Origin of the sequence: Gordonia sp. NPDC058843 (assembly GCF_042743165.1) — a bacterium.
Taxonomy (GTDB): domain Bacteria; phylum Actinomycetota; class Actinomycetes; order Mycobacteriales; family Mycobacteriaceae; genus Gordonia.
Genome location: NZ_JBHYNC010000020.1, coordinates 31,370 through 49,675, shown reverse-complemented (window position 1 = coordinate 49,675; position 18,306 = coordinate 31,370). Strand labels below are relative to the sequence as shown.

The following is an 18,306-nucleotide window of genomic DNA, read 5'->3' as shown; positions in this document are numbered from 1 at the left end:
CAGCTGACACGCTACCGCCGCGGTCCGGGTGGCTCGGGCCTGGTCCAGCCCTGTGTGCTGAGTTACAGTAACTGTTGGTAACAGTAAAAGTTCGGGAACAGCAAGGTGGGGTGGCGGATGCAACCAGAACTCGACGTCGTGATCGTGGGTGCCGGCTTCGGTGGAATGGGTGCCGCGATCGAACTCAAGCGTCAGGGCTTGGACAACATCGCGATCCTCGAGCGGGAAGACGACCTGGGCGGGACGTGGCACGTGAACCACTACCCCGGACTGGCAGTCGACATCGCCTCGGTCACCTACAGCTATTCCTTCGAACCCAATCCGTATTGGTCCCGGCTGTTCGCGCCCGGTGCGGAGCTCAAGCGTTACGCCCACCACGTCGCGGACAAATACGACCTCAAGCGGCACATGGAGTTCGGCACGGTCGTCGAGTCCACCTCGTGGGACCCCGACGACCAGCTGTGGCGTGTCCGCACCGGCGACGGCGGCGAGCGCACCGCCCGCTATCTGGTGACCGCGACGGGATTCCTCTCACAACCGCACGTCCCCGATTTCCCCGGGATCAAGAACTTCGCGGGCACCATCCTGCACACCGCTGCCTGGGAAGACGGATTCGACTTCACGGGTAAGAAGGTCGCCGTGATCGGTACCGGCGCCACCGCGGTGCAGCTCATCCCGGAGATCGCCGCTCGTGCCGACGCCCTGACCGTCTTCCAGCGCACCGCGATCTGGGTGGTCCCCAAGGTGGACTTCGCGATCCCGTCCGCCGTGCAACAGCTCTTCCGACGGATTCCGCTCACGCAACGGGCTGCCCGGCTGGTCAATTCGTCGCTGCTGGAGCTGCTGATGGTGTTCGGCGTGCTGCACTTCAAGCAGGTCAAACCGGGCAACCGGCTGGCCGCGGGCCTGGCCAAGGCACATCTCCGACGGCAGATCGACGATCCGGAACTGCGGCGAGAGCTCACGCCGGACTACGACTTCGGGTGCAAACGCCCGACCTTCTCCAACACCTACTTCGCGAGCTTCACCAAGCCGAATGTGACCCTGCAGACCAGCGGCATCGCCCGCCTCGAAGCCGATGCGATCCTTGCGGCCGACGGCACCCGGACCGAGATCGACACCCTCGTCCTCGCCACCGGGTTCAACCTCTGGGACGTCAACTTCCCGGCCTTCGACATCGTCGGCCGGGATGGCCGCAACCTCGGAAAGTTCTGGCGCGAGAACCGCTTCCAGGCGTACGAGGGCGTGACGGTCCCCAAGTTCCCGAATCTGCTGTCCCTCAACAGTCCCTACTCCTACAGCGGGTTGTCGTACTTCACGACCATCGAGGGACAGATGAAGCACATCGCCCGGCTTTTCGGCGAGATGCGACGCCGCGGGCAACACACCTTCGAGGTGACCGAGGCGGCGAACGAGGCCTTCCTCGACGAGGTCACCGATCGCCTGCAGTCCTCGGTGTTCTACAACGGAGACTGCGCGACCTCACGCAGCTACTACTTCAACCAGCACGGCGAGGCGACGCTCCTGCGGCCGGCCTCGACGTTGCGGACCCTGCGCGAGATGAACTCGTTCCCGTTGCGCGATTACGAGTTCAGCTGAGCCCATCGGGTACGCCGGGGAGACTGCTTGTCTCACAACGGGTTCAGCAATTCCGGACCGTTGTTGGCCACGCGGTTGACCAGTGGCGCGACCTCACGGATCGCGATGGCGTCGACCAGTGACCGAGCGGGCGGGGCGAACAGTTCGTCGGGGGCACGGCCATCCGGATCGAGCCAGGCATCCCAGCTGTCGTACGGCATGATCAGCGGCATCCGGTCGTGGACGCCTTGCAGGTCACCGACCGCATCGGTGGTGAGTATGGAGCAGCTCAGCAACGGCGGGGCCTGGTCTGGCGTGTCGCGGTCGGCCCTGGGGTGCCACACCGACCACAGGCCGGCCATGAAGAGTCGGGTTCCGTCCTGCGGGGACATGAAGAACGGGATCTTGGTGGGTTTGCCCTTGCTGTCGGCCGGACCCTTCTTCCACTCGTACCAACCGTCCATCGGCACGAGGCACCGCCGGGACTTGACCGACGAACGGAACGAACTCTTCTCCGCGGCACTCTCGGCGCGTGCGTTGAACAGCAGTGGACCCTTGCCGACCTCCTTGGCCCATGGCGGGACCAGTCCCCAGCGCATCGCCCGGATGCGCAGCAACGGGTCGTCGTCGGGGTCGTCGGGCGAGTGTCGCTTCACGACGGTCATCACGGTCGTCGTCGGCGCGACGTTGTAGTTCACCCCCGGCGAGCGCGGGGCGGCGTCGAGATCGGTGGAGTCCTCACCCGCCGGCTCGGGAACCTCGTTGACGGCTTCGATCTCGGCTGCCAGCTTCGCCGGGTCGGTGGTCACCGCATAGCGTCCGCACATGGTGTCCATGCTGCCCTAGTGGTCCGACAGGGGCTGCCAGACCGCGGCGATGGGCTAGCCGACGGCGATGTCGGCGACCACGGCCTCGGTGACAGACACCAGATCGGCCGGGGCCAGTTCGATCTCGAGCCCGCGCTTGCCCGCGCTGCAGAGCACCCGCTCGAAGTCCATTGCCGAGGTGTCGATCACCGTCGGCAGCAGAGTCCGCTGGCCGATGGGCGAGACGCCGCCGAGAACGTAGCCGGTGGTCCGGGTGACCGCCTTGGCCTCGGCCATCCTCGCCTTCGACGCACCGAGAGCAGCCGCAGCCGACTTCAGCGACAGTTTGCCCGGCACCGGGACCACCGCTACCGCCAGACCGGACCGATCCCCGCCGATGAGTTCGATGACCAGGGTCTTGAAGATCTGCTCGGCGCGTACACCGAGGGTCTCGGCCAGGGCGGCGACGGCCCCGGCGCCATAGGCCTCCGAACGCGGGTCGTGCGCGTAGCGGTGGACGGAGTGGGGGATCCGTGCGCGTTCGAGCGCGGCGATCGCCGGGGTGGACGCCATGATCGATTACCTCCTGGTGGTGAGCAGGCTCGTACGGGTGACGTGGGACGCAGGACGGTATCGGCCCGCCACGATCGCAATGCCGACCCGGGAACAAACCGCCCGTCGTGCTCTGTTGGGACTGTTCGGACAACGGACGTAGGAAACGGACACGAAGGAGGTCGGGAGGCATATGAGCACAGCGGCCGTGATGGAGTTCCCGCAGCGCATCGAACCGAGGCCTCTCTCGGTGGGGGACGGGTCGGTAAGCTTGATCGACAACATCTCCGTGATGCCTCCCATCGAAGGGATCGTAGTGTCCGACACAGAAGCATCCGACGCAGAGTCATCCGACGCAGCGCAGTCGGGGGCCGGACGGTCCGGGTCCGCCAAGGCGCCTCGCCGGGCCGACCCGAACGAGTCGCCGGAGCAGCTGACCGAGCGATTCGAGCGCGACGCGCTGCCGCTGCTCGACCAGATGTACGGCGCCGCACTGCGGATGACCCGCAACCCCGCCGATGCCGAGGACCTGGTCCAGGAGACCTACATCAAAGCGTTCACCGCATTCGCCTCGTTCCGGGAGGGCACCAACCTCAAGGCCTGGCTCTACCGGATTCTCACCAACACCTACATCAACGGCTATCGCAAGAAGCAGCGTCAGCCGGCGCAGTATCCGACCGACGAGATCACCGACTGGCAGATCGCCGCGACCGCCGAACACACCTCACAGGGGTTGCGATCGGCGGAGATCGAGGCGCTCGACGCCCTTCCCGACGACGAGATCAAGGCTGCGCTGCAGGAACTGCCGGAAGACTTCCGGATGGCCGTCTACTACGCCGATGTGGAAGGCCTGCCGTACAAGGAGATCGCCGAGATCATGGACACCCCGATCGGTACCGTCATGTCCCGCCTGCACCGCGGACGCCGACAGCTGCGTGAGCTGCTGGCCGATGTCGCGCGTGAGCGCGGGTTCAATCGTTCTGCACGCGTGACCGATGCGGAGGTGGCCCGATGAGCGACGTCGATCCGGAGCTCACCCAGCTCGACTGCTCCGCCGTCATCGCCGACGTCTGGCTCCTGCTGGACAACGAGTGCGACCAGAACGCCCGCGAACGCCTCCAGGGTCATCTTGACTCCTGCCCGTCCTGCCTGGCGCACTACGGCATCGAGCAGCAGCTCAAAGCGCTCGTCAACCGCAAGTGCGGCGGCGATCAGGCGCCGCAGAGCCTGCGCGACCGGTTGCGCATCGAGATCCGCAAGACCGTCATCGTGCACGAGGTCTCCGAGTCCGATCGCTGACCGCGTCGTCGAGAACACACGAGAAAGCCCGGGCGGCCTGATGGCCGTACCCGGGCTTTTTTCGGCTGCTCGCTCGCCGAGACCGCGTTGTGCGGTGATCAGGCGTTGGGGCGCTTGCCGTGGTTGGCAGCACTCTTCTTACGAGCACGCTTCTTGCGTCCGCGCTTTCCCATGACGCATCTCCTTCATTGCGGGGCGGGCGCGGTGAGACCGGCCCGCCGTGTACTGGTTTCAGCCGTGTGCTGAGACAACCCTGGTGTCACCCGGGGAAGACATCCCTGGTGATCGGGACATCACAGTGTCTCAGGGATTCTCCCACGCGCCAAAAACGGTCTGCCGCACGCCCCGGCACCCGGCCTTCTGCGTACGACCGCGTGGGCTAATTTAGGTGCATGGCAGAAGACGTGGTGGCAGAGATCGTCGCGAGTGTCCTCGAGGTGCGCGTCGCCTCGGGCGAGCAGATCGAGGTCGGCGACACCCTTGTCCTGCTCGAGTCGATGAAGATGGAGATCCCCGTGCTGGCCGAGGAGCCGGGCACGATCGCCGAGGTCAAGGTCGAGGTCGGCGATGTCATCCAGGCCGGCGACGTGATCGCCGTCTTCGAAGAGTGATCCGCCCACGCCGGTCCGTCGACGCCTCCGTGTCCTGAGATGTCGACCCTCTCCGACCTTCTCGCCGAACACACCACCCTGTCCGACTCGGCCGCGGCGCACCTGCAACGACTCGTCGCCGAATGGCAGCTCCTCGCCGATCTCTCGTTCGCCGACCTCCTGCTGTCGGTGCGGACGGAGTCCGGGGCGGTGGTCACAGTCGCTCAGTGCCGTCCCAATACGGCCTCGACGGTCTTCCCGACCGACGAGGTCGGCCGCGTCATCGACACCGAGGCACATCCGCAGGTGCTGCGCGCCTTCACCTCCACCCGCATCCTGCGCGACGAGGACCCGACCTGGTTCGGCGCGACGGCCATGCGCCAGGAGGCGGTCCCGGTCGGATACGACGGCGAGGTGATCGCGGTCGCGACCCGCGCTGTCGATCTCACCCACCCGCGCCTGCCGTCGCCGCTCGAACTCGCGTACCAGGACTCCGCCGACGACCTGTGCCAGATGGTCGCCGACGGGAGCTTTCCGCATGAGGAGGGCAATCCGCGCGGGTTGTCGACACCGCGGGCGGGCGACGGCTTCGTCCGTCTCGACGGTGAGGGCATGGTGATCTACACCAGCCCGAACGCGCTCTCGGCATTCCACCGGATGGGGTGGACCGCCGAGCTCAACCACACGCGCCTGTCCGACGTCGTCAAGCAGCTCATCACCGAGCCGTTCGAAGCCGACGACGTGGCCCTGATGCTCGACATCGCGGCCGGCGTGACCGAGGTCCCGACCGGTCCCTATCGCGATATCGGGATGCGCGTGGAGGCCGACGCCCGCCGCGCGACTGCCCTGATCCGCGCGGTGCCGCTTCGGCCGCGGGGCGAGACGACCGGGACCGTGGTCCTCATCCGGGACGTCACCGAGGTCAAGCGGCGCGATCGCGCACTGATCAGCAAGGACGCCACGATCCGCGAGATCCACCACCGGGTCAAGAACAATCTGCAGTCGGTGTCGGCACTGCTGCGGTTGCAGGCGCGACGCACGTCCAATTCCGACGCACGCGAGGCGCTCAACGAGGCCGTGCGACGCGTGGCCTCCATCGCGCTCGTCCACGAACTGCTGTCGGGCAGTGTCGACGAAGAGGTCGACCTCGACGAGGTGGTCGACCGGCTCGTCCCCATCCTGGTCGATGTCGCGTCCGGGGAGGCGAGGGTGGCTGTGCGCCACCGTGATCGACTGGGGGTGTTGACCGCCGAACTCGCGATGCCGCTGGTGATGGTCCTCACCGAACTCATCCAGAACGCGATCGAACACGGCTTCGACGGGGCGCCGCACGACGACGCCGAGATCGCGGTCGTCGCCGAACGCGATGTCCGTGGTCTACGAATAGCTGTCCGCGACAACGGTTCCGGGCTTCCGGAGCAGTTCGACCTGTCCACCTCGGATCACCTCGGTCTGCAGATCGTGAAGACCCTGGTGTCGATCGAGCTCGGCGGCGAACTCGAGGTCCGTGCCAATCCGGGGGGAGTGGGAACCGAAGTGGGTGTTTACATTCCGCTGCGCTCGTGAGTGACGGACGCCAACCAGGTTGAGCGGCAGTGGCTTCCGACTGCCGGCGTGACCGCGGGCACGAAAAAACCCGGCCGTGGCCGGGTTTCTTCGAATCCGGAACAGTGCCGGCCGGCGAGGGCCTAGACGCTGCTCCGGGTACGCGTACGGGCGGTACGGCGCTTGAGTGCGCGTCGCTCGTCCTCGCTCATGCCGCCCCAGACGCCGGCATCCTGGCCGGACTCGAGCGCCCACGACAGGCAGTCGGCGGTGACGGGGCACCGGGCGCAGACGAGCTTCGCATCGGCGACCTGTGCGATGGCCGGGCCGCTGGTCCCCACGGGGAAGAACAGTTCCGGATCCTCGTCGCGACAGATGGCCTTGTGACGCCAGTCCATTCCTCTACTCCTTCGGGCGCGTTTGCACCACTCGATCGTCTTGCTGGTGATTGTTGGCTGTAACTCTCAGTTCACGCGGGGCACCAAATGTTTCCGCGTTGTTGCTTGTGAATACTTTCACGAATCGAGCCGAAGTCAATGGGTTTGCTTCACACGTGGGCAACATCACGTCGCCCGCCTAGCACTTCGGTACCGATCCCCCCGATGGGGGTGCGGGCACAGTGTTTCATGCCCGTGTAGTACCCTACTCGTTCCGCCGCGGTGCTGTCGATGACTTTCCGCAGGTCGCGACGCCGCGGTAGAGCAAAATTGCTCGTGACGTGGACGGATGCTCCGGGGTATTCTTCACCACATGCGCCGACGATGTTGATCCACACCGCCTGAGCGGTCCCACCGAAGGCTGACAGCCGCGGCGGTGGGTGCGGCTCTCCTCGAAGACCTCATTCCGCTCTATCCGTTGTACGCCGTCCTCTTCGCCGACCCCGGAATCCCGGGCGCCGGCCTCGGGCCCGCCGAGATCTCGGCGCTGTTCGTCATCTGGTCGGTGTCGGCGGTGATCGTCGAGGTCCCCACCGGTGTGCTGGCCGACCGCCTGTCCCGGCGGAAGTTGCTGATCGCCGGTCCGCTGCTCACCGCGTCCGGTTTCGCTCTCTGGACGGCGGCGCCCTCGTTCGTCTCCTTCGCCGTCGGATTCGTGCTGTGGGCACTCGGCGGTTCCCTGCGGTCGGGTACGACCCAGGCGCTGGTCTACGACGAACTGGTCCATCTCGGGCGTTCGCAGGACTACGCACGTCTGTCCGGTGCCATGAGGGCGGCCGCGGCCGTCGGGGTGATCGGTGGCACCGCCCTGGCCGCGCCCTTGTTCTCCTGGGGCGGTTACGACGCGGTGGGCCTCGCCAGCGTCATCGTGTGTGCGCTGTGCTCGCTGGTGTCGGCAATGCTGCCCGAGACGCGCGTGGGCCGGGGCACCGACGATCGGGGCCGGGCAGACCCCGACGACCTCGGGTCTGCTGACGCCGACTCGGCGCCGGGCTGGCTCGGAATCGTCCGGAGCGGCTGGATCTCGCTGCGGACCCAACCGGTTGCGCGGCGGCTGCTGCTGTTGGGCGTGGCCCTGACCTGGGTCGCGGCACTCGACGAGTACCTCCCGTTGCTGATCGGGTCGTTCGTGGGCGAGGCCGCGTCCACCGGCTCGGGTGGCACCTCCGGCGCCGATCCACGGGCGATCGCGCTGCTGATGATCGTGGTGTCGATGGGCGACATCGGCGGCGCACTCGCGGCCGGACGGTTCCGGTCGGTCGCCGCGATCGGGCCGGCCGTGGGGCTCGGCGCGATCGTGCTCATCGGGGCGGCGTTGTGGGGACATCCGGCAGGCGCGTTGGGCGTTGCGGTCGCGTTCGGGATCCTGGGCTGGGCGCGGGTCATCGCCGACGCCGCGCTGCAGGACCACCTGAGTTCAGCGTCGCGGGCCACCGTCACGTCGCTGGCCGGGATGGGGGAGGAACTGGTCGCGATCCTGGCCTTCGCGGGCTGGGCGTTGGGATCGGCGTGGTTCGGGCCGGCCGGACTGTTCGCCGTCGCCGCGCTGCCCTATGTTGGTGTGTCGGCGCTGCTGATCGGCGGTGCGATCACGGTCAGGGCCTCGCGGCGATGACGGAACCGCAGGTCGCGGAACGCCCCGATGTAGTCGCCGTCCATCTGCACATCGATCGGCGCCTCGGCGTGGAAGCGCACCTCGTCGACGTCGTCGTCGCGAAAGAGGTGACGGGCCTTGGGATCTGCCTGGGACAGGAGCCGGGTCGCCAGCGGGAGGTTGCGGAGCACGCCGGTGGAGGTCGCCACGAACACGCCGAGGCCGGTGTGGAATCCGGTGTCGGGGTTGGTGCGGATCTCGCGTGGTCCGAGATAGGTCCAGGGGCTCGTGTTCGACACGAAACCGAAACGGGCGCCGGTGATCCGGTCGCGACCGGGGATGTCGACGTCGAAGGTCGCCGACGAACCGGACTGCTTCAGAAAGCTGCTGATCGTGGTCCACAGGTACCGCGCCGGTGTCGCGGTCTTGCCCGCGTGGCGTTTGTCCTCCATCGCATGGATCACGACCGCGTCCATGCCCATGCCCGTGTTGAACAGGAACCACCGGTCGTCGGTGTGGCCGAGCCCGATCCGGCGGCTCTGTCCCGCGTCGAGGAGGCTGATGATCTGCTGGGTCGCCAGCAGGGGGTCCGGGTCGATCCCCAGTGTGCGGGCGAACACGTTCGCGCTGCCGCCGGGGATCACGGCGAGGGCGGGGCGCCCCTGGCCGGGGTCGCTGCTCGACGGGGGGCCGAGGAGTCCGTTGGCGGCCTCGTTCACCGATCCGTCCCCACCGTGCACGATGACGGTGTCGAAGCCCTCGGCGGCGGCGCGAGCGGCCAGTTCGAACGCGTGACCACGGTGGGTGGTGAGCTCGACGTCGAGGTGGAAGTGCGCGCTGAGGGTGTGCGCCAGCGCGTCGCGCCCAGCAGGACTGGTCGCGGTGGCGAACGGGTTGACGATGAGCATGACGCGCACGACACCCGAGGATATGGGGTCGGCCCCGCCCGCGCGTAATCGCGCCGGTGCGGGGACCGGGATTCCAGCGGCGCGGGCACCGTGGCCGTGGCCGTGTGCCCACCCGCGGGGAGGTTCGCGGTGGCACCAAATATCCTGGGGCGGTGAGCACCGAGAACGGCCGTCCGGAGTCCGACACCGATCCGCCGGTGACCCCGCGCCAGATCAAGATCGCGGGTGTGGTGACCACGCTCCAGGGTCTGGCCGGTGTTGCGGTCGCGGTGATCCTGGTGGTGCGCGGCCTGGCCGGGCACGAGGAGACCACGATCAGTGGTTACGGCACCGCGGCCTGGTTCGGCATCATCGGCGGCGGAGTGCTCGTCGGCGGACTCGCCCTGCTCTCAGGACGGCGTTGGGGCCGGTCGATCGCCATGGTGGCGCAGATCCTGTTGCTGCCGGTCGCGTATTACCTGTTCACGAGCGGGTGGCCGGTGTTCGGGGTGCCGCTGGGGCTCGCGGCGCTCGCGGTACTGGTGATGCTGTTCAGTCCGGCGTCCATGCGGTGGCTCGTCGACGAGCTCGAGCCCGAGCGCTGACGGACTCTCCCGGGCCGCGGTCGGTGGTTCTCGACCGGCCGTACCCTGCGAGAGTTCGCCGCGCCACCGAGGTGGACTCTCATCCGAGGCGTCCCCGCCCGGGCGGTCGTACAGTGGGGCGCATGACGCGCATCCTGGCGATTGCCAACCAGAAGGGTGGGGTCGCCAAGACCACCACGGTGGAGTCCCTGGGGGCCGCCCTCGCAGACCTCGACGTCTCGGTGCTCGTCGTCGATCTCGACCCGCAAGGCTGTCTCACCTTCTCGCTCGGGCACGATCCCGACCAGCTCACTTCCTCGGTCCACGACGTGCTGCTCGGCGACGAGGAGATCGCCGACGTGCTGCTCGACACCGAGGACAAGGTCACCCTGCTGCCGGCGACCATCGACCTGGCCGGCGCCGAGGCGCTGCTGCTGATGCGTCCGGGGCGGGAGTACGCGCTCAAGCGGGCGCTCGCGGAGGTGAGCGAGGATTTCGATGTCGTCATCGTCGACTGCCCGCCGTCACTCGGTGTGCTCACTCTGAACGGGCTGACCGCGGCCGACGAGGTGATCGTGCCGCTGCAGTGTGAGACCCTCGCCCATCGCGGCGTCGGACAACTGCTGCGCACCGTCCGAGAGGTCCAGCAGATCACCAACCCGAATCTCACGATGCTGGGCACGGTGGCCACCCTGTTCGACGCCCGGACCACCCACAGTCGAGACGTACTCGCAGACGTGTCCGATCGCTACGACCTGCCGGTGCTCGACCCGCCGATCCCGCGCACCGTGCGTTTCGCGGAGGCCTCAGCTTCCGGGACATCGGTCATGCGGGGTCGAAAGAACAAGGGCGCCACAGCTTATCGCGCCCTCGCCGAGAATCTGTGGAAGCACTGGGAGGCGGGCGAGAAGGTGGGCACCTTCGAGGTCTGACGTCGCCGGTCAGCCCGGACCGAACGCCTCGATCCGCGGTCCGTGCTGTTCGATCACGACGTCACCGAGGACGCGCAGGCTCACCATCGGGGCGGGTGTCGCACTCCGGGTCAGCGGTACGGACCGGATCTCTCGTCCGGTCGCGACGTCCCGGACACTGATCCCGGTCGTACTCGGTAACAGGAGTTGTCCCGCCATCACCTGGCCGGGTCCCAGCGTGCCGGGGACCTGATAGATCGGGTTGAGCGTCTGTGCGTTGAGGACGACCGTCGCCTTGCCGGTCCAGTAGGTCACGATCCCGTCCGAGGAGATCGGGACGCTACCCGCCGGCGGTGTCGCATCGCCGGCGACCGTGTTGGTCCCGGCCGCGATGCCGTCGGTGTCGAAGCGGCGGATCGCCGGCCCACTCTCGGCGCCGATCGTCGGGGGTTCGGCCGGTGCGGCGCCACCGTCGTAGACGGCGATTCCCGACGACGACATCGCGATCAGCACCGGCGGAGGTCCGCTCACGTCGCCGGTGATGAGGCTCGACCCGTACTGCTCGACGTTCTCGTCACTCCCGAGCACCGCCCCGAGAACGGTGAGCCGGTACCCGGGATCGTCTGCGCAGCGTTCGACAACGGCGACGCGATCCCCGGACACCGCCGACGAGAACAATTCGCAGTCGGCACGGTCGGGCGCGTCCTCCGGGCGGACCGCCGCCTCTACCCGCCCGTACTCGATGCCGCGGACGAGATTGGAACCCCAGGTCTCCATCCGTCGCGACCCCTGCGCGACGACATAGCCCGAGTCCGTCGCGAGTCGGATCTCCGGATCGGCGTCGCTGGTGCGGGCACCCTTGCGACCACCGGTACCCGCGTCGAGGGCCGTCACCTCCGAGCATCCCCGGCTGTTGCGGTACACGGCCAGCGCCAGGTCCGAACTCGCGGTCCACGCGGTGCCGACGGTGCACAGGTCGAGATCGCGCTCGTAGGACCAGAGTTCACGGCCGGTCGCCGGATCGTGCCCGACGACCCGCCCGCCGTCGCCGGTGACGACGACAGAGGTGCCGACGGCCGGGGTGCTGGTGGCATCGGAGTCGGCCTGCCACCGGGCGACGAAGCGCTCCGGGACGACCTGTGCCTGTTCGACCACGGCGGGCTCGTCGTCGGCCTGGACGCTCGTCGTGTTGCGGACCGGGCTGAGGGCCCAGGCGGTGACGCACAATGCTGCGACGACGACCACGATGGCCGCGGTCACCGCGAGATCGATCGGGCGGCGCCGCTCGGGCCTGACTCGTGCCACGCGGGTCAGCCGATGGTCAGTCGGCGACGGCTGCCGTGGAATCCGACGCGCCCGCGTCGGACGCGGTGGTCTGATCGCCGGCGGGCTTGCGGTTGGCGCCACCACGACGGCGACGACGGCGACGCGGCTTCCCGGTACCATCACCGGCCGGTGTGTCGCCGCCGGCGGCGGTCTCGTCGGCGGTGGTCTCGGCGGCGGCCGAGGAGGACTCGGAAGCGGACTCCGCGGTCGTCGTGTTGCCGTCCGTGGAACCACCCCGGGTGCGACGGCGGGTGCGGGTCGAGCGCTTGCGGGGCTCACGGTCCGCGCGGGTCTCGCGCTTCTCGTCCGGGTCGCGCGCCGGCTTCGGCGCGGCGATGCGTCCCGTCTTCGACTCCGGGATCGACATGTCCTCGCGGAGGTTCTCCGAGGTCGAGTAGGTCTCCGGGGGCTCGGGGATGTTCAGGCCGAGTGCGTTGTTGATGAGCTCCCAGCGATGCAGCTCATCCCAGTCGACCAGGGTCACCGCGATGCCGGTGCGTCCGGCGCGGCCCGTCCGGCCGATGCGATGCACGTAGGTCTTGTCGTCGTCCGGGCACTGGTAGTTGATGACATGGGTGACGTCGTCGATGTCGATGCCGCGCGCGGCGACATCGGTCGCGACGAGTACGTCGATGGTGCCCTCGCGGAACTTGTTGAGGGCCTTCTCACGGGCGACCTGGCCCAGGTCGCCGTGGACCGCGCCCACCTTGAATCCGCGTTCGGCGAGGTCGTCGGCGACCTTCTGCGCGGTGCGCTTGGTGCGGGTGAAGATCATCGTCGCGCCGCGACCGTCGGCCTGCAGGATGCGGGCGACGAGTTCGGCCTTGTCGAGTGCGTGCGCGCGGTAGGCGTACTGCTTGGTGCGGTCGTGGACCGCGGAGTCGTTGGCGTTCTCCGCCCGGATGTGCGTCGGGCGGTTCAGGAAGGTGCGGGCCAGGGTGACGATCGGCCCGGGCATGGTCGCCGAGAAGAGCATGGTCTGGCGGGGGGTGGGCAGCGCGGCCATGATGCGCTCGATGTCGGGCAGGAAGCCCAGGTCGAGCATCTCGTCGGCCTCGTCGAGGACCAGGATCGACACCTTGCCGAGGACGAGGTGGCCCTGCTGGGCCAGATCGAGGAGCCGACCGGGGGTGCCGACGACGACGTCGACGCCGGACTGCAGTTCGGCGATCTGCGCCTCGTAGGGGCGGCCGCCGTAGATCGAGGTGATCTTGAGCGGGCGGGTGGTGCCGGCGTCATCGGCCAGGGTGACCTCGAGCGAGGGCGCGATGACCTGGAGGTCACCGGTCACCTGCACGCACAGCTCCCGAGTCGGCACGATGATCAGCGCACGTGGGGTGTTGTCCAGGGGACGCACGCCGGAGGTGTCGGCGTGGGCGAGGCGGTGTACCAGCGGAATGCCGAAGCCGAAGGTCTTGCCCATGCCGGTCCGGGCCTGACCGATGAGGTCGTGGCCTTCCAGCGCGAGCGGCAGGGTGAGTTCCTGGATTGCGAAGGTGTGGGTCTTGCCGTCTGCGGCGAGAGCCGAGACGATACGCTCGTCGACGCCGAGTTCGGCGAACGTGGGCGCGGTGTGGGTCTCGTCGACGATGGTCGTCTGCACGGCGGAATCGCTCATGTGCGGTTGTGTGCCTTTCTGGCCGGTTCTGCGCGCGATGTGTTTCGGTGCGCGCACGAAGAAGGCTCGAAAGTGCACGCGCAAATGTCGTAGTGGCACCGGGGATGTGACCGGGTATCGCGAGGAACTCGCAGGTCCCGCGAGGCAACTCGCGAGCAACGCCGTCGCCACATCCACACGCTCGCGCCGGCGAGCACGCGCGGGCGCGCAGCTCAGCGGGCAAGCGACGGGGGGTCCCGTCGGAGTGCACCGACGTCGAGTGTACTTGGTGCTCGTGGGCGGCCCGCTACCATCACCTCATGGCGCCTCCATCCGACCCCTCCGAGTCGATTCCGTCACCCTCGACGTCCACCTCGGTGGTGTCGGTCGAGATGCGCGATTCGGCGATAGGGAAGTTGTTCGCCGTGCTGCTCGCCGGTGAGTTCGCCGCATTCCACCGCCTGATCGAGGAATCGGCGATGGCGCCGGATGTGGCCAGTCGGATCGCGATCGCCCGGATGGCGGCCTCCGAGGTCGGACACTTCGATCGGCTCGCCGAACGGGTGGAGTCGATGACCGGACTCGGGGCTGCCGAGGCCGTCGAGCGCTACCGATCGGTGTTCGATCAGTACCACCGCGCGACCACACCGAAGACCTGGTACGAGGCGCTGGTGAAGGCGTATGTCGGCGACGGACTCGCCGCCGACTTCTACGCGGAGCTTTCCGACATGCTGCCGACGGACTCTCAGTCGGTCATGGCCGACGTGATGTCGGAGACCGCCAACTCGCAGTTCGCGCGAGACCAGGTCCGTGCGGCGGTGGAGGCCGATCCGTCGATCAAGTCGGCTCTCGTCCTGTGGGGCCGCCGGCTGCTGGGCGAGGCCATCACACACGCGCAGTGGGTCCTCGCCGCCGAGGAGGAGGTCACCGACCTGCTCTTCGCCGGAGCGAGCTCGCTCACGGGTGTCGCGGGATTCTTCGATGTCGTCGCGGCCAAACACGCCGAGCGGATGGCCGACCTGGGGCTCGCCTGAGTCACGCCTGACCTCCGTGGTTACCGCCGGTGTGTTTCGCTCTCAGCGGAGTGCCTGTTCGGCTGTACCCCGGCTGCACTAGCCTTGTGCGGCAAGCGTTTGTCAGACACCGAGGAGGGCGGCACATGGCCGTGGAAGTGAAGATCGGCATCACCGACAGCCCGCGGGAGCTGACCATCGCGTCGACCCTGACCAGCGACAAGGCCTTCGCCGAGGTCGAGGCGGCTCTGGGTGGCAAGCAGCAATTGCTGTCGCTCGTGGATGACAAGGGTGCCCGCTACCTCATCCCGGTCACCAAGATCGCCTATGTCGAGGTCGGGGCGTCGGAGAATCGCCGGGTCGGGTTCGGCTCCTGACCCGCCGGGGCCGGACGTAGATCGACGGTAGATCTACGACGAGGGGCCTGCACGCCGGATGGTGTGCAGGCCCCTCGTCGTCTGTCGAGCGCCGTGCCCGTTCAGGTGGCGGCGTTTACATTCGGCCCGCTCGCTCCGCTCCCGGCACCGCCGGCCTCGGGGTCGGCGATCGTGGGCTGCGCGTCGGTCGGCGTGGTCTGGCGCGGGACATGCGACAGGCCGCCCCACAACAGGGCGACCGTGGTGTCGACCGCGGTCTGCTTGTCGACGGGCCGCTTGGCCTCCAGCCAGTAGCGGGCGTTGACCTGGCTGGCGCCCACGAGACCCGAGGCGAGCATGCGCGAGCGGTACGGGTCGAGTCCGGAGTCGTGCATGACCAGCCCGTACACCGCGTCGACACACGCCTCGGTGGCGCCCTCCACGCGCCGGATGACGGCGGGGTCGGAGGCGTCGGAGGAGAAGATCAGCCGGTATCCGGAGTTGTCCTGGTCGATGAAATCGAAGAAGGCCTGCACCGCTGCACGTACGCGACGACGGTTGTCGGTGGTGGTCCGCAGGGCTGTGTTGACGTCGCTGACGAGCTTCTCGGCGTGCGATTCCACGACCGCGATGTACAGATCCAGTTTAGATGGGAAGTGTTGGTAGAGAACGGGTTTGCTCACTCCCGCGTGCACGGCGATCTCATCCATGCCCGCAGCGTGATAGCCGCGTTCGACGAAGATCTCACTGGCCGCGTCGAGCAACTGCATACGTCGTGCGCTGCGCGGCAGGCGGGTGCTGCGTCCAGGCACGGCGGATGCGTTGGTTGCGGTCGACATGCCCAAGAGAGTACTCGGGGGAGCTTCCTGCGCAGTATCGGTGGTCTGCTGTGAGAAAGTTGACCGGTGAGCCGCACAGAGGACGGTGGCCCCGGACCCGAACGCGGCCGGGTGCGTGCCAAGGATGTCGGCCCGAGATCGTCGGGACGCCCCAGACCGGACCAGCCGCTTCGAGCGCGCTGGGACCCGACCGACGACAGCGGACGGCCTCGCGTCGACCGCGATGCGCAGCCGGAGTACAAGAAACAGTCGGCGCTCGGCCGGTTCGTCTCGACCTACGGTTGGCGTGCCTATGCCATCCCGGTCCTCACGATCCTGACCATTGCGCTGATCGTCGTCACCATCCGGGACGGCCGCACCGATGCGCTCGAGCCGACCGCGGCCGCCAGCCCCGACTCCGCGGCCCGCAACACCGACATCAGCAAGGAGACTCGTCCGATCGGTGCGCCCACCGGCGACATCCAGGCGGCGGCGTTGCCCGCCGGGACGCTGCCGCAGGGCGGCCCGTTCACCGAGCGGGCCCGTAAGACGTTCCGGGTGCTGCGCGGCGGCGGTCCCCCGGTCGGCACCGGCGGTCAGGTGTACACCTACACGGTCGAGGTCGAGAACGGGCTCGACCCGCAGGACTACGGTGGCGACCCGACCTTCGCCAAGATGGTCGACACGACGCTGGCCAACCCACGCAGCTGGATCGGCGACGGCCGCGTGTCCTTCCGGCGGGTCGACCGCGGGGAACCCGATCTACGCATCACCCTCACCTCCACCGGCACCACCCGCGAACTGTGCGGTTATCAGATCCGACTGGAGACCTCCTGCTATTACCCGCCGCAGGCTCGCGTGACACTCAACGAGGCCCGCTGGGTGCGCGGCGCCCTGTCGTACCAGGGTGATGACGTGGCCTACCGGCAGTATCTGATCAACCACGAGGTCGGCCACGGCATCGGCTACGAGTCCCACGAGGCATGCCGCGAAGACGGTGCGCTCGCGCCGATCATGATGCAGCAGTCCTTCGGCGTCGCGAACTCCGAGATCATGGCTCTCGATCCACAGATGAAGGCCAACCGCACCTTCGTGTGCCGCCCCAACCCGTGGCCGTTCCCCACTCGCTGACCGGGGAATGTCGCCACGAGCCGATCCGTTGTGCCTTGAGTCAGTGATAAGCCTGAACAATGGAGGCGTTCGTGTCGCAAGGGTTGGCCACAGGGTCGCTGCCGCCGCTGGTGGAACCGGCCGCGGAACTGAGCAACGAAGAGGTGGCCCGCTACAGCCGTCACCTGATCATCCCCGACGTGGGAATGGACGGTCAGAAGCGGCTGAAGAACGCCAGGGTGCTGGTGATCGGTGCCGGTGGCCTCGGCTCGCCCACCTTGCTGTACCTCGCTGCGGCGGGGGTCGGCACGATCGGCATCGTCGAGTTCGACATCGTCGACGAATCCAACCTGCAGCGCCAGGTCATCCACGGCCAGTCCGACATCGGACGGCCCAAGGCCGAGAGCGCGCGGGACTCCATCCTGGAGATCAACCCGTTCGTCACCGTCAACCTGCACGACCAGCGACTGGAGCCCGAGGGCGCGATCGAACTGTTCGCGCAGTACGACCTCATCCTCGACGGCACCGACAACTTCGCGACCCGGTACCTGGTGAACGACGCCGCTGTGCTCGCGCACAAGCCCTACGTGTGGGGTTCGATCTACCGATTCGAGGGTCAGGCGTCGGTCTTCTGGGAGGACGCCCCCGACGGTCGCGGACTGAACTATCGCGACCTGTATCCGCAGGCGCCGCCGCCGGGAATGGTGCCGTCGTGCGCTGAGGGCGGGGTTCTCGGCATCCTCTGCGCCTCGATCGGTTCCATCATGGGTACCGAGGCGATCAAACTGATCTGCGGCATCGGCGAACCACTGCTCGGCCGTCTCATGGTGTACGACGCGCTGGACATGACCTACCGGACGATCAAGATCCGCAAGGACCCGGAGGGTGAGCGCATCGCCGGCCTCATCGACTACGACGACTTCTGCGGGGTCGTCTCCTCGGAGGCGTCCGATGCCGCGGCGGGCTCGACGCTGACGGCCGTCGAACTCAAGCAGAAGATCGACGCGGGGGAGAAACTGGCGATCATCGATGTCCGGGAGCCGGTCGAATGGGACATCGTCCGCATCGACGGTGCCACGCTCGTCCCCAAGGGCGACATCCTCTCCGGCGAGGGTCTCGCGCAGGTTCCGCACGACCGTCCCACCGTCCTGTACTGCAAGACCGGTATCCGGTCCGCGGAGGCCCTCGCCGCGCTCAAGCGAGCCGGCTTCGCCGATGCGACCCACCTGCAGGGCGGCGTGACCGCGTGGGCCAACCAGGTCGACAAGACGCTCCCGGTCTACTGATCTCGGCCATCGTTCGG

20 protein-coding genes are annotated in these 18,306 nt (G+C 67.9%); 12 read left to right on the top strand and 8 right to left on the bottom strand.

The genetic code is table 11. From position 1 onward, the window contains the following. The first annotated feature begins 117 nt into the window (after positions 1–117). A complete protein-coding gene (locus ACFW3F_RS14795; protein ID WP_388058552.1) occupies positions 118–1,599 on the top strand; it encodes a flavin-containing monooxygenase in 1,482 nt (493 codons plus the stop codon). A 32-nt stretch (positions 1,600–1,631) separates the two neighbouring features. On the opposite strand, the gene ACFW3F_RS14790 is transcribed toward ACFW3F_RS14795, so the two are convergent. Both ACFW3F_RS14790 and ybaK read right to left on the bottom strand, forming a co-directional pair. Continuing rightward, the gene (locus ACFW3F_RS14790; protein WP_388058550.1) at positions 1,632–2,405 is read right to left on the bottom strand and encodes an SOS response-associated peptidase; all 774 of its coding nucleotides are present in this window, start codon (positions 2,403–2,405) and stop codon (positions 1,632–1,634) included. Positions 2,406–2,459: 54 nt separating this feature from the next. Continuing rightward, positions 2,460–2,957 (bottom strand): Cys-tRNA(Pro) deacylase, encoded by a 498-nt coding sequence (gene ybaK, locus ACFW3F_RS14785; RefSeq protein WP_388058548.1) that lies wholly within the window; start codon positions 2,955–2,957, stop codon positions 2,460–2,462. Positions 2,958–3,129: 172 nt separating this feature from the next. On the opposite strand from ybaK, the gene ACFW3F_RS14780 reads away from it, so the two are divergent. Then, entirely contained in the window at positions 3,130–3,951 is an 822-nt protein-coding gene (locus ACFW3F_RS14780) for a sigma-70 family RNA polymerase sigma factor (RefSeq protein ID WP_388058546.1), read from the top strand. Then, on the top strand, positions 3,948–4,235 hold the full coding sequence (gene rsrA / locus ACFW3F_RS14775) for a mycothiol system anti-sigma-R factor (protein WP_055475556.1): 288 nt from the start codon (positions 3,948–3,950) through the stop codon (positions 4,233–4,235). Before ACFW3F_RS14780 ends, rsrA begins: the two co-directional genes overlap by 4 nt. A gap of 98 nt (positions 4,236–4,333) precedes the next feature. On the opposite strand, the gene ACFW3F_RS14770 is transcribed toward rsrA, so the two are convergent. Continuing rightward, positions 4,334–4,408 (bottom strand): 50S ribosomal protein bL37, encoded by a 75-nt coding sequence (locus ACFW3F_RS14770; RefSeq protein WP_109239415.1) that lies wholly within the window; start codon positions 4,406–4,408, stop codon positions 4,334–4,336. 219 nt (positions 4,409–4,627) lie between these two features. On the opposite strand from ACFW3F_RS14770, the gene ACFW3F_RS14765 reads away from it, so the two are divergent. Together ACFW3F_RS14765 and ACFW3F_RS14760 are read left to right on the top strand one after the other, a co-directional pair. Further along, positions 4,628–4,846: a biotin/lipoyl-binding carrier protein gene (locus ACFW3F_RS14765; RefSeq protein ID WP_388058545.1), complete on the top strand. Its 219-nt coding sequence runs from the start codon at positions 4,628–4,630 to the stop codon at positions 4,844–4,846. Positions 4,847–4,885: 39 nt separating this feature from the next. Further along, positions 4,886–6,391, top strand: coding sequence for a sensor histidine kinase (locus tag ACFW3F_RS14760; protein WP_388058543.1), 1,506 nt, complete (start codon positions 4,886–4,888; stop codon positions 6,389–6,391). A 122-nt stretch (positions 6,392–6,513) separates the two neighbouring features. Here ACFW3F_RS14760 and ACFW3F_RS14755 read toward each other — a convergent pair whose 3' ends face one another. Then, the gene (locus ACFW3F_RS14755) at positions 6,514–6,768 is read right to left on the bottom strand and encodes a WhiB family transcriptional regulator (RefSeq protein WP_004023450.1); all 255 of its coding nucleotides are present in this window, start codon (positions 6,766–6,768) and stop codon (positions 6,514–6,516) included. A gap of 415 nt (positions 6,769–7,183) precedes the next feature. Between ACFW3F_RS14755 and ACFW3F_RS14750 the strand changes: the two genes are divergently transcribed. Continuing rightward, entirely contained in the window at positions 7,184–8,422 is a 1,239-nt protein-coding gene (locus ACFW3F_RS14750; protein WP_388058541.1) for an MFS transporter, read from the top strand. On the opposite strand, the gene ACFW3F_RS14745 is transcribed toward ACFW3F_RS14750, so the two are convergent. Further along, the gene (locus ACFW3F_RS14745; protein WP_388058607.1) at positions 8,359–9,309 is read right to left on the bottom strand and encodes a diacylglycerol/lipid kinase family protein; all 951 of its coding nucleotides are present in this window, start codon (positions 9,307–9,309) and stop codon (positions 8,359–8,361) included. The genes ACFW3F_RS14750 and ACFW3F_RS14745 overlap by 64 nt on opposite strands. A 152-nt stretch (positions 9,310–9,461) precedes the next feature. On the opposite strand from ACFW3F_RS14745, the gene ACFW3F_RS14740 reads away from it, so the two are divergent. Beyond that, positions 9,462–9,893, top strand: coding sequence for a hypothetical protein (locus ACFW3F_RS14740; protein WP_388058539.1), 432 nt, complete (start codon positions 9,462–9,464; stop codon positions 9,891–9,893). Positions 9,894–10,015: 122 nt separating this feature from the next. Beyond that, positions 10,016–10,804 (top strand): ParA family protein, encoded by a 789-nt coding sequence (locus tag ACFW3F_RS14735; protein ID WP_388058537.1) that lies wholly within the window; start codon positions 10,016–10,018, stop codon positions 10,802–10,804. A gap of 9 nt (positions 10,805–10,813) precedes the next feature. Here ACFW3F_RS14735 and ACFW3F_RS14730 read toward each other — a convergent pair whose 3' ends face one another. Then, positions 10,814–12,088 carry a hypothetical protein gene (locus tag ACFW3F_RS14730; RefSeq protein ID WP_388058536.1) on the bottom strand — a complete coding sequence of 425 codons (1,275 nt, stop codon included), beginning with the start codon at positions 12,086–12,088 and terminating at the stop codon, positions 10,814–10,816. Between the two features lie 16 nt (positions 12,089–12,104). After that, positions 12,105–13,727 (bottom strand): DEAD/DEAH box helicase, encoded by a 1,623-nt coding sequence (locus ACFW3F_RS14725; RefSeq protein ID WP_388058534.1) that lies wholly within the window; start codon positions 13,725–13,727, stop codon positions 12,105–12,107. Positions 13,728–14,026: 299 nt separating this feature from the next. Here ACFW3F_RS14725 and ACFW3F_RS14720 point away from each other — a divergent pair, with 299 nt between their 5' ends. Next, entirely contained in the window at positions 14,027–14,740 is a 714-nt protein-coding gene (locus tag ACFW3F_RS14720) for a ferritin-like fold-containing protein (protein WP_388058532.1), read from the top strand. A gap of 125 nt (positions 14,741–14,865) precedes the next feature. Then, the gene (locus ACFW3F_RS14715; RefSeq protein ID WP_004023442.1) at positions 14,866–15,096 is read left to right on the top strand and encodes a DUF3107 domain-containing protein; all 231 of its coding nucleotides are present in this window, start codon (positions 14,866–14,868) and stop codon (positions 15,094–15,096) included. A gap of 101 nt (positions 15,097–15,197) precedes the next feature. On the opposite strand, the gene ACFW3F_RS14710 is transcribed toward ACFW3F_RS14715, so the two are convergent. Next, positions 15,198–15,914 carry a TetR/AcrR family transcriptional regulator gene (locus ACFW3F_RS14710; RefSeq protein WP_388058530.1) on the bottom strand — a complete coding sequence of 239 codons (717 nt, stop codon included), beginning with the start codon at positions 15,912–15,914 and terminating at the stop codon, positions 15,198–15,200. A gap of 66 nt (positions 15,915–15,980) precedes the next feature. On the opposite strand from ACFW3F_RS14710, the gene ACFW3F_RS14705 reads away from it, so the two are divergent. Together ACFW3F_RS14705 and moeZ are read left to right on the top strand one after the other, a co-directional pair. Continuing rightward, entirely contained in the window at positions 15,981–17,024 is a 1,044-nt protein-coding gene (locus tag ACFW3F_RS14705; protein ID WP_388058528.1) for a DUF3152 domain-containing protein, read from the top strand. 59 nt (positions 17,025–17,083) lie between these two features. Further along, positions 17,084–18,289 (top strand): adenylyltransferase/sulfurtransferase MoeZ, encoded by a 1,206-nt coding sequence (gene moeZ, locus ACFW3F_RS14700; protein ID WP_388058526.1) that lies wholly within the window; start codon positions 17,084–17,086, stop codon positions 18,287–18,289. Positions 18,290–18,306 lie beyond the last annotated feature (17 nt).

Bases quoted from the DNA above. Each gene is read 5' to 3' on its own strand.
- rsrA (WP_055475556.1), top strand. From the start codon at position 3,948: ATGAGCGACGTCGATCCGGAGCTCACCCAGCTCGACTGCTCCGCCGTC.
- ACFW3F_RS14765 (WP_388058545.1), top strand. From the start codon at position 4,628: ATGGCAGAAGACGTGGTGGCAGAGATCGTCGCGAGTGTCCTCGAGGTG.
- ACFW3F_RS14795 (WP_388058552.1), top strand. From the start codon at position 118: ATGCAACCAGAACTCGACGTCGTGATCGTGGGTGCCGGCTTCGGTGGA.
- ybaK (WP_388058548.1), bottom strand. From the start codon at position 2,957: ATGGCGTCCACCCCGGCGATCGCCGCGCTCGAACGCGCACGGATCCCC.
- ACFW3F_RS14780 (WP_388058546.1), top strand. From the start codon at position 3,130: ATGAGCACAGCGGCCGTGATGGAGTTCCCGCAGCGCATCGAACCGAGG.
- ACFW3F_RS14720 (WP_388058532.1), top strand. From the start codon at position 14,027: ATGGCGCCTCCATCCGACCCCTCCGAGTCGATTCCGTCACCCTCGACG.
- ACFW3F_RS14725 (WP_388058534.1), bottom strand. From the start codon at position 13,727: ATGAGCGATTCCGCCGTGCAGACGACCATCGTCGACGAGACCCACACC.
- ACFW3F_RS14745 (WP_388058607.1), bottom strand. From the start codon at position 9,309: ATGCTCATCGTCAACCCGTTCGCCACCGCGACCAGTCCTGCTGGGCGC.
- ACFW3F_RS14715 (WP_004023442.1), top strand. From the start codon at position 14,866: ATGGCCGTGGAAGTGAAGATCGGCATCACCGACAGCCCGCGGGAGCTG.
- moeZ (WP_388058526.1), top strand. From the start codon at position 17,084: ATGGAGGCGTTCGTGTCGCAAGGGTTGGCCACAGGGTCGCTGCCGCCG.
- ACFW3F_RS14735 (WP_388058537.1), top strand. From the start codon at position 10,016: ATGACGCGCATCCTGGCGATTGCCAACCAGAAGGGTGGGGTCGCCAAG.
- ACFW3F_RS14760 (WP_388058543.1), top strand. From the start codon at position 4,886: ATGTCGACCCTCTCCGACCTTCTCGCCGAACACACCACCCTGTCCGAC.
- ACFW3F_RS14755 (WP_004023450.1), bottom strand. From the start codon at position 6,768: ATGGACTGGCGTCACAAGGCCATCTGTCGCGACGAGGATCCGGAACTG.
- ACFW3F_RS14710 (WP_388058530.1), bottom strand. From the start codon at position 15,914: ATGTCGACCGCAACCAACGCATCCGCCGTGCCTGGACGCAGCACCCGC.
- ACFW3F_RS14790 (WP_388058550.1), bottom strand. From the start codon at position 2,405: ATGTGCGGACGCTATGCGGTGACCACCGACCCGGCGAAGCTGGCAGCC.